15 protein-coding genes are annotated in these 13,252 nt (G+C 45.1%); 13 read left to right on the top strand and 2 right to left on the bottom strand.

The window, feature by feature from the left end:
- Positions 1-51: 51 nt before the first annotated feature.
- Genes bioB through bioD form a run of 4 tightly spaced genes read left to right on the top strand, consistent with a single transcriptional unit; the run spans position 52 to position 3,728 of the window.
- Positions 52-1,104 (top strand): biotin synthase BioB, encoded by a 1,053-nt coding sequence (gene bioB, locus VJL_RS21955; protein WP_038867063.1) that lies wholly within the window; start codon positions 52-54, stop codon positions 1,102-1,104.
- Complete coding sequence (gene bioF / locus VJL_RS21950; RefSeq protein ID WP_038881456.1) at positions 1,091-2,242, top strand: 8-amino-7-oxononanoate synthase; 1,152 nt, start codon at positions 1,091-1,093, stop codon at positions 2,240-2,242. The genes bioB and bioF overlap by 14 nt, the downstream gene beginning before the upstream one ends.
- Positions 2,242-3,048 (top strand): malonyl-ACP O-methyltransferase BioC, encoded by an 807-nt coding sequence (bioC, locus tag VJL_RS21945; protein ID WP_038867067.1) that lies wholly within the window; start codon positions 2,242-2,244, stop codon positions 3,046-3,048. The genes bioF and bioC overlap by 1 nt, the downstream gene beginning before the upstream one ends.
- On the top strand, positions 3,045-3,728 hold the full coding sequence (gene bioD / locus VJL_RS21940) for a dethiobiotin synthase (RefSeq protein ID WP_038867069.1): 684 nt from the start codon (positions 3,045-3,047) through the stop codon (positions 3,726-3,728). The genes bioC and bioD overlap by 4 nt, the downstream gene beginning before the upstream one ends.
- A 93-nt stretch (positions 3,729-3,821) precedes the next feature.
- On the opposite strand, the gene VJL_RS29190 is transcribed toward bioD, so the two are convergent.
- Positions 3,822-3,989, bottom strand: a complete 168-nt coding sequence (locus VJL_RS29190) for a hypothetical protein (protein WP_095759866.1) — start codon at positions 3,987-3,989, stop codon at positions 3,822-3,824.
- Between the two features lie 389 nt (positions 3,990-4,378).
- Here VJL_RS29190 and htpX point away from each other — a divergent pair, with 389 nt between their 5' ends.
- From htpX to VJL_RS21895, 9 genes are all read left to right on the top strand, one after another.
- A complete protein-coding gene (gene htpX / locus VJL_RS21935) occupies positions 4,379-5,248 on the top strand; it encodes a protease HtpX (protein ID WP_038867070.1) in 870 nt (289 codons plus the stop codon).
- Positions 5,249-5,470: 222 nt separating this feature from the next.
- A complete protein-coding gene (locus VJL_RS21930) occupies positions 5,471-5,890 on the top strand; it encodes a nuclear transport factor 2 family protein (RefSeq protein ID WP_038867072.1) in 420 nt (139 codons plus the stop codon).
- Positions 5,887-6,612, top strand: a complete 726-nt coding sequence (locus VJL_RS21925) for an SDR family oxidoreductase (protein ID WP_038867073.1) — start codon at positions 5,887-5,889, stop codon at positions 6,610-6,612. The genes VJL_RS21930 and VJL_RS21925 overlap by 4 nt, the downstream gene beginning before the upstream one ends.
- 12 nt (positions 6,613-6,624) lie before the next feature.
- Positions 6,625-7,935: an NAD(P)/FAD-dependent oxidoreductase gene (locus tag VJL_RS21920; protein ID WP_038867075.1), complete on the top strand. Its 1,311-nt coding sequence runs from the start codon at positions 6,625-6,627 to the stop codon at positions 7,933-7,935.
- Position 7,936: 1 nt separating this feature from the next.
- Positions 7,937-8,755 carry a DUF1365 domain-containing protein gene (locus VJL_RS21915; protein WP_038867076.1) on the top strand — a complete coding sequence of 273 codons (819 nt, stop codon included), beginning with the start codon at positions 7,937-7,939 and terminating at the stop codon, positions 8,753-8,755.
- A complete protein-coding gene (locus tag VJL_RS21910) occupies positions 8,749-10,005 on the top strand; it encodes an SAM-dependent methyltransferase (protein ID WP_038867078.1) in 1,257 nt (418 codons plus the stop codon). Before VJL_RS21915 ends, VJL_RS21910 begins: the two co-directional genes overlap by 7 nt.
- A gap of 6 nt (positions 10,006-10,011) precedes the next feature.
- On the top strand, positions 10,012-10,524 hold the full coding sequence (locus tag VJL_RS21905) for a DUF2878 domain-containing protein (protein ID WP_038867080.1): 513 nt from the start codon (positions 10,012-10,014) through the stop codon (positions 10,522-10,524).
- The gene (locus VJL_RS21900) at positions 10,484-11,068 is read left to right on the top strand and encodes a chalcone isomerase family protein (RefSeq protein WP_038867083.1); all 585 of its coding nucleotides are present in this window, start codon (positions 10,484-10,486) and stop codon (positions 11,066-11,068) included. Before VJL_RS21905 ends, VJL_RS21900 begins: the two co-directional genes overlap by 41 nt.
- Positions 11,068-11,604 carry a DUF3833 domain-containing protein gene (locus VJL_RS21895; RefSeq protein WP_373408442.1) on the top strand — a complete coding sequence of 179 codons (537 nt, stop codon included), beginning with the start codon at positions 11,068-11,070 and terminating at the stop codon, positions 11,602-11,604. The genes VJL_RS21900 and VJL_RS21895 overlap by 1 nt, the downstream gene beginning before the upstream one ends.
- A 259-nt stretch (positions 11,605-11,863) precedes the next feature.
- Here VJL_RS21895 and purB read toward each other — a convergent pair whose 3' ends face one another.
- Complete coding sequence (purB, locus tag VJL_RS21890) at positions 11,864-13,234, bottom strand: adenylosuccinate lyase (RefSeq protein WP_038867096.1); 1,371 nt, start codon at positions 13,232-13,234, stop codon at positions 11,864-11,866.
- Positions 13,235-13,252 lie beyond the last annotated feature (18 nt).

Genomic DNA, 13,252 nt, shown 5'->3' with positions numbered 1-13,252 from the left:
GAGACTCAGTAGACTGTCAACACAACAACAAAAGTGACTAAAGGAATACACGTGGAAGTTCGTCATAACTGGACGCATGCTGAAGTGCGCGATCTCATGGAAAAACCATTCATGGATCTCCTATTCGAAGCGCAGCTTGTACATCGTCAATATCAACAAACCAACCATGTTCAAGTAAGCACGCTTCTGTCGATTAAGACAGGTGCTTGTCCAGAAGATTGTAAGTACTGTCCTCAGAGTGCTCGTTACACCACAGACATCGAAAAAGAGCGTCTGATGGAAGTTGAACGTGTACTCGATGCTGCACAAAAAGCGAAAAACGCTGGCTCAACCCGATTTTGTATGGGCGCAGCATGGAAAAACCCGAAAGAGCGTGACATGCCGCATTTGACCGACATGATCAAAGGTGTGAAGGGCATGGGTCTAGAAACGTGTATGACGCTTGGAATGTTAACGCCAGATCAAGCTAAGCAACTGGCAACCGCTGGTCTGGATTACTACAACCACAACCTTGATACCTCACCTGAGTTTTACGGCAACATCATTACCACACGTACTTACCAAGACCGTTTAGATACCCTGTCTCACGTACGTGATGCCGGAATGAAGATCTGTTCTGGTGGCATTATCGGCATGGGCGAAAGTGCCAATGACCGAGCAGGTTTGTTTGTGGAACTGGCTAACTTACCAACACATCCGGAAAGCGTGCCAATCAACATGCTCGTGAAGGTGAAGGGCACACCACTGGAAGAAGTGGATGACGTTGAGCCCTTTGACTTTATTCGTTTGATAGCAATTGCCCGCATTATGATGCCTATGTCTGCGGTTCGTTTATCGGCTGGCCGTGAAGATATGAACGAGCAGATGCAAGCGCTGTGCTTTATGGCTGGTGCAAACTCCGTCTTCTATGGCTGCAAACTTCTGACCACGCCAAACCCTTCTGAAGACAAGGACATGATGCTGTTTAACAAGCTCGGCATCAACAGCCAAGAGGTGTCTCAAAAACCTGATGAAATCGAAGAAAACGAGTTGCTGGATCGCGTCGTAGAGCGCGTTGCTGCACGTCCGACTAAAGGCGATCTTTTCTACGATGCCAGCGTTTAAATCTCGTATCGAATCCGCCCTTGTTGAGCGTAAAACGCAAGGGTTAAATCGTTCTATGAATGTGGTGTTTGCCGGTAACCAGTCCGTTTTGGAACACGAAGGCAGACGCTACATTAATTTCTCAAGTAATGATTATTTGGGCTTGGCAAACGACCAAGCGCTCGTTCGTGCATGGCAGCAAGGTTTAAGCGTATACGGCAGTGGCAGTGGAGCATCACCAATGGTGACTGGCTTTAGTGCAGCACACAGCAATTTAGAAGCCGCACTGACCGAATGGTTGGGTTACGACAGAGCAATTCTGTTTGGCTCTGGATTCAGTGCTAATCAAGCCTTGTTGTTCACCTTGTTAGAAAAATCAGACGTATTGATCCAAGACCGTTTGAACCATGCCTCACTGATGGAAGCGGGGACGTTGTCACCAGCTAAGATGAAGCGTTTCAAGCACAATGACATCGAGCATCTAAAATCGCTGTTGAATAGCGAAGACAACCATCTAGTTGTGACTGAAGGGGTATTCAGCATGGACGGTGACTGTGCGCCGCTCAGCGATATAACTGAAGTCACTCGCAGTCATGATGCTTGGTTTGCTGTCGATGACGCTCATGGCATTGGTGTTCTTGGTGAATCTGGTGGTGGCTCTTGTGAATTAGCGATGGTTAAGCCCGATATATTGATCGTTACCTTCGGCAAGGCATTTGGAATGTCTGGCGCTGCCATTCTATGTGATCACGCAACGGGAGACTTTTTAACTCAGTTTGCTCGTCACCATGTGTATTCCACAGCAATGCCTCCGGCACAAGCCTACGCGCTGACACATGCTGTCTCGATGGTTCAAGAGCAGTCTTGGCGACGTGAAAAGCTTATAGAACTTAGCGAAGTTTATCGAGATAGCCTCAACGATCTCGACGGTTTTGTCGAAACGCAAACTTCGATTAAGCCATTTATGATTGGTGAATCGGAACTGGCCTTACAGGTTGCAAGCGCTTGTCGTCAAAACGGTATTTGGGTGAGCGCGATTCGCCCACCAACGGTTCCAAAAGGGACCTCACGACTCCGAATTACACTGACGGCCAATCACACTAAAGAACAAATACAAACGCTTTCAATGGCACTGAAGCAAGCATTAGGAGCGCAGTAATGGATAATGCAGAGCACTTTGCGTTAGACAATTTCCTTCAAGATAAAGAGGCAATAGCGTCGTCTTTTGGCAAAGCAGCAGATACCTACGACCGGCATGCCGCGTTTCAACGTGATGTGGGACAAAGACTATTACAAAAACTGCCTGACGACTTAACCAATAAACGAGTCTTAGACTTGGGGTGTGGTACGGGCTACTTCTCTCAAGTGCTCCAACAACGTGGCGCCGAAGTGGTTTGTGGTGATATCTCACAAGCTATGTTAGATAAAGCGAAGCAGCGTTGTGGTGCACATCGAATGCAGTACCAGTTAGCTGATGCTGAAAATTTGCCTTTTGAGGACGATAGTTTTGATTATGTTTTCTCCAGCTTGGCATTGCAGTGGTGTGCGGATCTCAGTTACCCACTTAGAGAAATTCGTCGTGTGTTAAAAAAGGGAGGCACTGGCTGCTTTTCGACACTAATGGATGGCTCTCTGTATGAGTTGCGCGAATCGTGGTCAAAAATTGATGCATATCAACACGTGAATAACTTTATTACCCACAATCAGGTAAAAATTGCGTTAGCGCAATCTTGGTGCCACAACCATCATCTAGACTTGACCCCCATCACAGTTTGGTACGATTCAGCGTTTTCTGTCATGCGTGATCTCAAAGGCATTGGTGCAAATCACGTAAGCGGGCGCTCACATGGCCTAACGAGCCGTCGCACTTTGTTGCAAGTTGAGGGCGCGTACCAAGCATTTAGAAATGATCAAGGTCTTCTACCTGCAAGTTATCAGGTTTGTTTTGGAGTAATACATCTATGATTGATGCTTTTTTTATTGCTGGTACGGATACTGATGTAGGCAAAACCGTAGCGTCTAAAGCCATTCTGCAAGCATTAGCGGCAAAAGGGCTAAATACTATTGGTTATAAACCAGTGGCAGCAGGAAGCGATAAAACTGAGCAAGGTTGGCGTAATTCTGATGCGTTGCATTTGCAAAAAGCGGCAACGCTAGATATCGCGTACGATGATGTAAACCCATACGCTTTGGAATTACCTGCTTCTCCTCACATCGCCGCAAAGCATGAACATGTAGAAATTAAGTACGAAGTATTGAGTGATAAATTGGCTCAACACAAAGAGCAATCAGACATTGTTCTTGTGGAAGGGGCTGGTGGTTGGCGTGTTCCTGTGTCTGATACAGATAGCTTGTCGACTTGGGTACAGCAAGAGCAGTTACCCGTTGTATTGGTTGTCGGTATTAAATTGGGCTGTTTGAGCCATGCTTTGCTCACTGCTGAGATCATCAAAGCGGATGGTTTGAATCTCGTAGGTTGGGTAGCAAACCGAGTAAATCCGGGCACTGAGCACTACGCAGAAATCATTGATATGCTTGAAGAACGCCTAGATGCACCAAAACTCGGTGAGATCCCTTATATCCCGAGTGCAAAACGTAAAGAGTTGGGCAAATACATCAACGTGGACCCGCTACTGAACGTTTAGCTGCTGACTTTTTATCAGAAATCAAAAGGGCTGCATCATGCAGCCCTTTTTTCATGTAAATTTTTGTGTCTGAATAACAAATAACGATTCTGGTTATTTTTCTTGGCTCAGACCCATCAAAGCCGACTGTGTTTCAGAAACACGTTTTGCCATTTGAGCTTCTGTTGAAATACCCAGTTGCTGTTTTGCCTCATCCTCTGAGATACCTAGGTGACAGCAAAGTAAATCGATAGCCATTTGATAGTCGTTAGTTTCTACCATGATTTTTCCCTCAAGACATGGAAGTTTAGAGCTGCTTTATTGTCCTTTAGAGCATGCTCCGTTTCGTTCATCTGACCCGAATTTAGCATGTACAGAAAGTCGCACAATAAGACCAAAGTCTATACCGACGATAAAGTACTGATTTAAGAGTGTAAAAAGGTGTGTATTATTTCAGTCTCGAAAACAAATGTTGCAATTTATTGCTTAACCTTGTTTTTATCGCGGATAGACTATATCTATAACGCAACGGAACACAAAACCAAGCAGAAATGCCTTTTGTAGCGTTCTGTTTCTTATAACAAGGTGTTCTTATAATAATCCGTTTTAAAAATAGGTGTCTTGAAAAACAACCTGTTCTAAAAAACGATAAGCTTCCTCGGAGAAAAGTAATGAAGCGAATTATGTTATTCCTAGCAACTAACCTAGCCGTTGTGCTGGTTCTTAGTGTTGTTCTGAATATTGTTTACGCTGTAACTGGAATGCAACCAGGCAGTCTGTCTGGTCTACTTGTCATGGCCGCAGTGTTCGGCTTTGGTGGTGCGTTTATCTCATTAATGATGTCGAAGGGCATGGCGCTACGTTCTGTTGGCGGTATGGTCATCGAGAGCCCACGTAATGAGACTGAGCATTGGTTGTTGGAAACTGTTGGTCGTCAAGCTCAACAAGCGGGCATTGGTATGCCAACGGTGGCAATTTACGATGCTGCAGATATCAACGCATTTGCGACAGGCGCAAAGCGTGATGACTCTCTGGTTGCGGTTTCTACTGGTCTGTTACACAACATGACGCGTGATGAAGCTGAAGCAGTATTGGCACACGAAGTGAGTCACATTGCTAATGGCGACATGGTAACCATGACATTGATGCAAGGCGTGGTGAATACATTCGTTATCTTCCTGTCTCGCTTTATCGCAAACATCGTGGCATCTAATGATGATGAAGAAGGCCAAGGCACTAACATGATGGTGTACTTTGGTATTTCAATGGTGCTAGAACTGGTATTCGGTTTCCTAGCAAGCTTCCTAACCATGTGGTACAGCCGTCACCGTGAATTCCACGCTGATGCGGGTGCTGCTCAATTGGTCGGTAAAGAGAAGATGATTGCTGCGCTTGAGCGCTTGAAGATGAGCCATGAATCTCAACTAGATGGCACAATGATGGCGTTTGGTATCAATGGTAAGCAATCTATCACAGAGCTTCTTATGAGCCACCCACCACTAGACAAGCGCATTGCTGCACTTCGTAGCCAACAATACTAACTGCTCGTAATTATTCAGCAGATAAATAGTTAATCCTATGAAAAGGCTTGGTTTTTTAACCAAGCCTTTTTTTGTGTCTGTTGATCGCTACCGTACTTCATCACGTATCACTCTACAGAAACAAAGTTATACAAAAATATTTTTGTACAACTTTTCTTGTTTGGTCTATCTTGTACATATAATAATTTTGTACAACTGTTGAAGTAGCGTAGGAGTATAGAAATGGACATTCAGTCAGTTGGCAACATATATCAGAAGTTGAGCAAAGCGAATTTGCACTTGCTTGAAGGGGTATACCACCAGGATGTGGTGTTTGAAGATGCTGCTCATCGCCTAGAGGGATGGCCTGCGCTTTCTGATTATTTTCAGTCGCTATATTCTAATGTAATACGCTGCGACTTTGTTATTCATGATCACCAACAAGTTGGAGAAACTGGGTTCTTGACATGGACGATGGATCTTCAGCATCCAAAGTTGCAGAAAGGCGCCCCGATCCTTGTTAACGGCGTATCGCATCTTAAATTTTGCGAGGGACAGGTTATTTATCACCGAGACTATTTCGATTTGGGTGAGATGCTTTATGAAAACTTACCTTTGCTAGGGTCAGTAGTGAGAACCATTAAGCAGAGGTTAGGGCAATGACAGAGTCGGTTTTGATAACTGGAGCAACGTCGGGTATCGGCAAACAACTCGTACTCGATTACGCCCTAGCTGGATGGAAGGTGATCGCTTGTGGTCGGAATCAAGCGGTTCTGTCAGAGCTAGAAGCTTCATCTCAAAATATCGCTACATTGCGATTTGATATAACTGACTATGAACAAACTCAGACCGCACTCAATGCGTTGCCGTTTACCCCTGAGACATGGATGTTTAATGCGGGTGACTGTGAATATATGGATGACGGTTTGGTAGATGCACAACTTATGGCGCGTGTTATGAACGTCAATGTCGTTGGTGTCGCGAATTGTGTCGAAGCGTGCCAGTCGCAATTCGAACGTGGCCACCGTGTTGTGATCGTCGGCTCTATTGCCTCTGAAATCGCGCTGCCTCGCGCTGAAGCCTACGGAGCATCGAAAGCTGCTGTCAGTTATTTCGCACGCACACTTGCCGTAGATTTGAAAGCGAAAGGCATCAAAGTCGTAACCGTATTTCCTGGCTTTGTAGAAACCCCTTTAACAGACAAAAACACGTTTGATATGCCGATGATTATCTCGGTCAATCAGGCTTCTGAAGCCATCAGAAAACAATTGGATGCAGGCAAAAGCTATATTTATTTCCCAGCGAGGTTCACCGGAATACTACGTTTTATCTCGTTGCTTCCATACAGCTGGCAAGCTCGGCTCACCGCAAAACTCGTATCATAAGAAGGAAGAAGCATGAACACGGTAGGAAGAAAAAAAGTCGCGATTATTGGAACGGGTATTTCTGGCCTGACTTGCGGTTACTACTTACACAAAGAACATGACGTGACGTTATTTGAGGCCAACGACTACATTGGTGGACACACCGCCACTGTCGATGTGAACGTTGCTGGCAAAGACTACGCTATTGATACTGGGTTTATCGTTTACAACGACCGTACTTACCCTAATTTCATCCAAATGATGAACGAGATAGGTGTGGAAGGGTTACCAACACAAATGAGTTTCAGCGTACGAAATGACAGCAACGGGTTAGAGTATAACGGCCATACGGTTTCAACGCTGTTTGCGCAAAAGCGTAACTGGGCAAACCCCAAATTTTATCGTTTCATTTTCGAAATTCTTCGCTTCAACAAGCTGGCAAAACGTTTTGCCAATGAGCAATCAACAGATTCACAGACGCTGGGCGAGTTTCTTGACGAGCACAAATTCAGTCCTTTCTTTTCTGACAATTATATATTGCCGATGGGTGCTGCGATTTGGTCGTCGACGTTAGCGGACATGCGTGCGTTTCCACTCATGTTCTTCTTACGTTTCTTCTTAAACCACGGTTTGTTAGATGTGACGAACCGACCGCAATGGTATGTAATAAAAGGGGGTTCGCGCGCTTACATCCCACCACTGACCAAAGGCTTTGCAGATAAAATTCGACTCAATAGCCCGGTTGAGAAAGTCGTTAGAAGTGACAACGGTGTGGGTGTTCATGTACATGGCGAGACGTATTGGTTTGATGACGTTATCTTCGCCTGTCACAGTGATCAAGCGATGAAAATGCTCAATGAAATCTCGCCTCTAGAACAAGATATTTTGGGCAATATGACTTATCAAGCGAATGAAGTGGTTTTACACACGGACACTAGTTTGTTGCCAAAACGCAAAGCGGCGTGGGCGGCATGGAACTATTTGTTGGATGGCAGTGACGGCGAGCAGCAACGTCTACCTTCGCTGACTTATAACATGAACATTCTTCAGCACGTTCAATCAGAGCATACGTTTTGCGTAACGTTGAACAGTAGCAATCAAATCAACCCAAACAAGATTCTACGCTCATTCACTTATCATCACCCTGTGTTTACCACGGAGTCGATAGCAGCGCAGCAGCGCAAAGATGAGATACAAGGAAAGCAAAGCTCTTGGTTCTGTGGCGCTTATTGGTACAACGGATTCCATGAAGATGGTGTACGTAGTGCACTTGACGTAGTGAAAGGCTTGGAAGAAAAGTACCGCGCTCAAAATGTGGTTCCTTTTGAAAAAGGCGCGGCATGATATGGGGAGCGAGATGAACAGCAGACTATTTATTGGCAATGTTCGTCATCGCCGATTTACCCCAGTTAAGCATGAACTGAACTACTCTCTGTTCATGCCTGCGATTGATGTCGATGAGCTTGTCGAGTTAGAGAAGAATGTATGGGGCTTTGGTTCACGTTGGTGGCACTGGGCTCGTTTCAAGCGCAGCGATTACATTGGTGAAGGTTGCATTAAATCAGCAGTACAAAACAAAGTTGAAACATTAACCGGTGTTCGTTGTTCGGGGAAAGTTATTGCTGTTTGCCACTTGCGCTATCTCGGTCTTTATTTTAGCCCTGTGAACTTTTACTACGTTTACGATGATAAAGGCGAATGGCAGTACCTTCTCGCAGAAGTGAGCAATACCCCTTGGAATGAATGCCATTATTACGCGGTTGCTGCGGATAAGGATGATGAACACTTTGGTTGGGAACAAGACAAAGCATTTCACGTCTCGCCATTTAACCCTATCGACCAGCGTTACCATTGGAAGATAAAACCGTTGACCGACAAACTTAATATCCATCTCGAGTGTCACAAAGGCGAAAAACACTTTGACGCGACGATGGCGATGAAAGGGCAACCTTTTTTGAGTAAAAGCTTACTTAAGTGCTTGATCGTTACACCGATTCAAACGGTAAAAGTAATGGTTGGCATTTATTGGCACGCACTAAAACTCTGGATTAAAGGCGCGCCTTTTTACTCACACCCTAAGTATGCTCAACCAGACACAGCTGTACCTGAGCAAGTGAGTGAAGACGAGAAAAATAATAAGCATAAGGAGAACTCTGCATGTTAAATACGACTTCTATGGCGATGCCGCGAGAATTGACGACGACACAAAAAGCGGCTCGTGGGGTTCTTTTTCAGTGTCTACAGAAAATGGAAATCGGCTGCTTAACTGTGATTGAAAGCTTTAAGACAGAAACAACCGAGCGCAGTGAGAGATTTTCTACACCAAATGGTGATTACAAAGGTTCGCCCGTCGTCGCAACGATAGAGGTGAAGCATCCTGGTTTTTACTCCCGCATTTTGCAAGGCGGGAGCATTGCAGCGGGTGAAGCTTACATGGACGGCTGGTGGGATAGCCCAGATTTGACTGCACTGATGAAGCTAATGGCGCTCAACATGCGAGCCCTCGATAGACTTGAAGAGCAAGGCAGTTGGTTGACTAAGATATTGTATAAATTTAGTCACTGGACAAACCGAAACTCTCAAGAGAATTCGCGCAAGAATATACACGCACATTACGATTTGGGTAATAACCTCTATGAAGCGTTTCTTGACACCAACATGCTGTATTCATCAGCACTGTATAACCAAGAGAGCGACTCATTGGAACAGGCACAAATCAATAAGATGGATCGTTTGTGCCAACAGCTCGAACTCAAACCTAGCGATCATGTTATCGAGATTGGCACAGGGTGGGGCGCTATGGCGATCTACATGGCTGAGCAATACGGTTGTAAAGTCACGACGACAACCATCTCTGAAGAGCAACACGCTTACGCTGAGCAGAAAATCAAAGAGCGTGGCTTAACAGACAAAGTAACGCTGCTGAAAGAAGATTATAGAAACTTAACCGGAACGTACGATAAGCTGGTTTCTATTGAAATGATCGAAGCGGTCGGTAAACAGTTCTTGCCGTCGTACATTAAGAAATGTGAATCTTTGCTGAAGTCAGGTGGTTTGATGGCCATTCAAGCGATAACTATTGCTGACCAGCGTTACGATTACTACAGCAACAACGTCGATTTTATTCAAAAGTACATTTTCCCTGGGGGCTTTCTACCTTCGGTAACATCGTTAACACAAGCGACAACCAAGCACAGTGACTTGGTGACTCGAGATTTGTTCGATATCGGTCTAGATTATGCGAAAACGCTTAATGAATGGCATTTCCGATTCAATCAAGCAGAGCATGAAGTCAGAAGCTTTGGCTACGATGACCGATTTGTACGAATGTGGCGCTACTACTTGAGCTATTGTGAAGGGGGCTTTTTAGCTCGAACCATCAGTGCTGTGCATATGACCTTTCAACGTCCGTAACCCTTTATGAGACTGTTTATTACATCAACATGGTTCCAACTCTGCTGGTTCGCCGCCGTGCTTGGAACCTATCAATGGCAATGGCTGACGTTAGTGCTTACGTTACTAACGTTGGTGTATTGTTGGAGAGTCGAGCCCTTCGCTCTCAAAAGTGTTGCCATAGTCGTGTTCATGGGCTTGGTACTTGACACTCTCAACAAGCAACTGTCTGTCCTACTATTCCCAACTGTTTGGTTGCCCATGTGGCTTGTCTGCTTGTGGGTTTTATTTTCTTGGTATGCCTACCAACTCAAGTCAATTTTGTACCGTTTCCCAAAAAACTACGTATCAGTAGTAGGCGGTATCGGAGGAACAGCGAGCTACTTTGCTGGTTACAAGCTCCAAGCCGTTGAATTTGGATTCAACACAAGCATTACCCTCGCAATTTTATTTGTCGAATGGTGTTTAGTAATGCTTTTGATACTCAGGGTATACGGAAATGAAAAGCTTGAAGAGAAATTGGAAACAGAACCTGACTAACAATTGGTTGATGACGGCTTTACTTTTTGTGATGCCTTCACAAGCTCAGACGATTACAGGAACAAGCGCTTTACCTATGTGGCAGCAGTGGCAAACGGTTGGAGAAGCACAACTTACTTGGTTCGTTTTTGATGTTTATAAGTCAACCTTGAAAGCGCCAGACGGACAGTACCTCGTCTCTAATGACGTTTCTCCTCACCCATTTGCGCTTGAAATTAATTATCAAAGAGACATTAGCAAGCAGCAACTTCTTGATGTGACGGATGAACAATGGCAAAAGCTTGGTTTCACGCAAGCTTACCGTCAGGCTTGGATCTCTAAATTTGACACCATGTTCCCTAACATCAAAAAAGGCGATGAGCTTACCTACCTCACTGATGGAAAAACAGGGCGACTTATCTATCGACAAGCGGGCAGCAAGCCTTATCAGATAGTTGGTTATGTTAAGGATGAGCGACTCAATGATGCGTTTCTATCCATTTGGTTATCACCAAAAACTGAATTTCCTAAACTTCGTAAACAACTTATTGGGCAGGTAAGGTAGTGAAAGTACTAAAGCGTATCTTAAAAACTTCGATTGTCGCAGCGGTAACACTGCTTGGCGCGTGTTCTGCTGATATCGACAATTACCAACCCGCTACTCCAGCCTTCGATTTGTTCGGCTATTTCGAAGGTGATGTCAAAGCATGGGGAATGGTGCAGGATTACACCGATAAGCAAACGCGTCGCTTCGAGGTTGACATCGTCGGTACAGTGAAAGGCAATGAGCTAACACTGGTGGAAGATTTTGTCTTTGATGATGGCGAGCTTGACCAGCGTATATGGGTTATTACCAGACTCGAAGATGGTACTTATCAAGGGAAAGCGGACGACATTATTGGTGTAGCGACCGGTAAAGAGATGGGTAATGCGCTGCAATGGCAATATGACTTCGAGTTGAAAATGGATGATTCAACTATCACGGTATCGTTCGATGACTGGCTTTACCGCCAAGATGAAATGCACGTGTTTAATCTCACCAAGATTAAGAAGTTCGGGGTCGAGGTAGGGACGATTACTCTTTTCTTCCAGAGGCAATAAAACAGTTAGGAACGCTGCGCTTCGAGATTTGGGATCGCTTCGTTCTGGGAGTCGAGAGTAGGGCGCTATTATTCCAGTAAATGGAAGTTAAGTTTGGGATGTGTTGGCAAAGATGCCTTTTGAATGGATATAATCGAGTCTTATCCCTTATCCCTTATCCCTAAGCGTAGCGTTCTGTAGGGCGAAGCCTGTTACCCCTAAAATAAAGAAAGGGTTGACGCTTTCACGTCAACCCTCACGATTTTTGGAATTCCGAATCTTACAGCTTGTCTGTCAGCTCGATTGCTTGACCGATATAGTTCGCTGGTGTCATCTCTTTCAGGCGTGCTTTCTCGTGCTCAGGAAGCTCAAGACCGTCAATGAAGTTACGCATTGCTTCGCCGTCTACACGTTTACCTCGAGTCAGCTCTTTTAGCTTCTCGTATGGCTTCTCGATGCCGTAACGACGCATTACTGTTTGCACTGGCTCTGCTAGTACTTCCCAGTTCTTGTCGAGTTCAGCAAGAAGCGCTTCACGGTTTACTTCTAGCTTGCTGATGCCTTTTAGCGTTGAAGTGTAAGCGATGATTGCGTAGCCAACACCAACGCCAAGGTTACGTAGAACCGTAGAGTCAGTAAGGTCACGTTGCCAACGAGAGATAGGCAGTTTCTGTGCTAGGTGACCGAACACTGCGTTCGCAAGGCCTAGGTTACCTTCAGAGTTTTCAAAGTCGATTGGGTTAACTTTGTGAGGCATTGTTGAAGAACCGATCTCACCAGCAATGGTTTTTTGCTTGAAGTGGCCTAGTGCAATGTAACCCCAAACGTCACGATCGAAATCAATCAGGATTGTATTGAAACGTGCAACCGCATCGAATAGTTCTGCGATGTAATCGTGAGGCTCGATCTGAGTTGTGTAAGGGTTCCAAGTTACGCCTAGAGATTCAGTGATGAACTCTTCAGAGAACTGGTGCCAATCTAGCTCTGGGTAAGCAGAAAGGTGTGCGTTGTAGTTACCTACTGCACCGTTGATTTTTGCTAGGATCTCAACGTTTTCGATTTGCTTGAATTGACGCTCCATACGGTACGCCACGTTTGCCATTTCTTTACCCATTGTAGATGGAGAAGCTGGCTGGCCGTGTGTACGAGACAGAAGTGGGATGTCGCGGTATTCAACAGCAAGCGCTTTGATTGCGTCGATTAGGTTGCGAATTTCTGGAAGAATCACAGTTTCACGCGCTTCTTTAAGCATTAGAGCGTGTGATGTGTTGTTGATGTCTTCAGAAGTACATGCAAAGTGGAAGAACTCGTTTACTGCGTGCAGTTCAGGAACGTCTGCTACTTTCTCTTTGAGGAAGTACTCAACCGCTTTAACGTCGTGGTTAGTTGTACGCTCGATCTCTTTGATACGGCGTGCATCTTCTTCAGAGAAGTTTGCAGCAAGGTCGTCTAGGAATTGGTTTGCTTCTGTGCTAAACGCTGGCACTTCTGCAATTTCAGCAGTAGCAGCAAGCTTTTGTAGCCAGCGGATTTCAACGATAGTACGGTACTTAAGTAGACCGTACTCACTGAAAATTTCGCGTAACGCAATTGTCTTGCTTCCGTAACGACCGTCTACTGGTGAAACAGCAGTCAATGCTGACAGTTCCATGATGTTCTCCTGAATTGG

The sequence above is a fragment of the Vibrio jasicida CAIM 1864 = LMG 25398 genome, from assembly GCF_000400365.1.
In the GTDB taxonomy this organism is placed as follows: Bacteria; Pseudomonadota; Gammaproteobacteria; order Enterobacterales; family Vibrionaceae; genus Vibrio; species Vibrio jasicida.
Note: the sequence above shows the minus strand (reverse complement) of the source record. Positions and strands in the feature narration are given on the sequence as shown.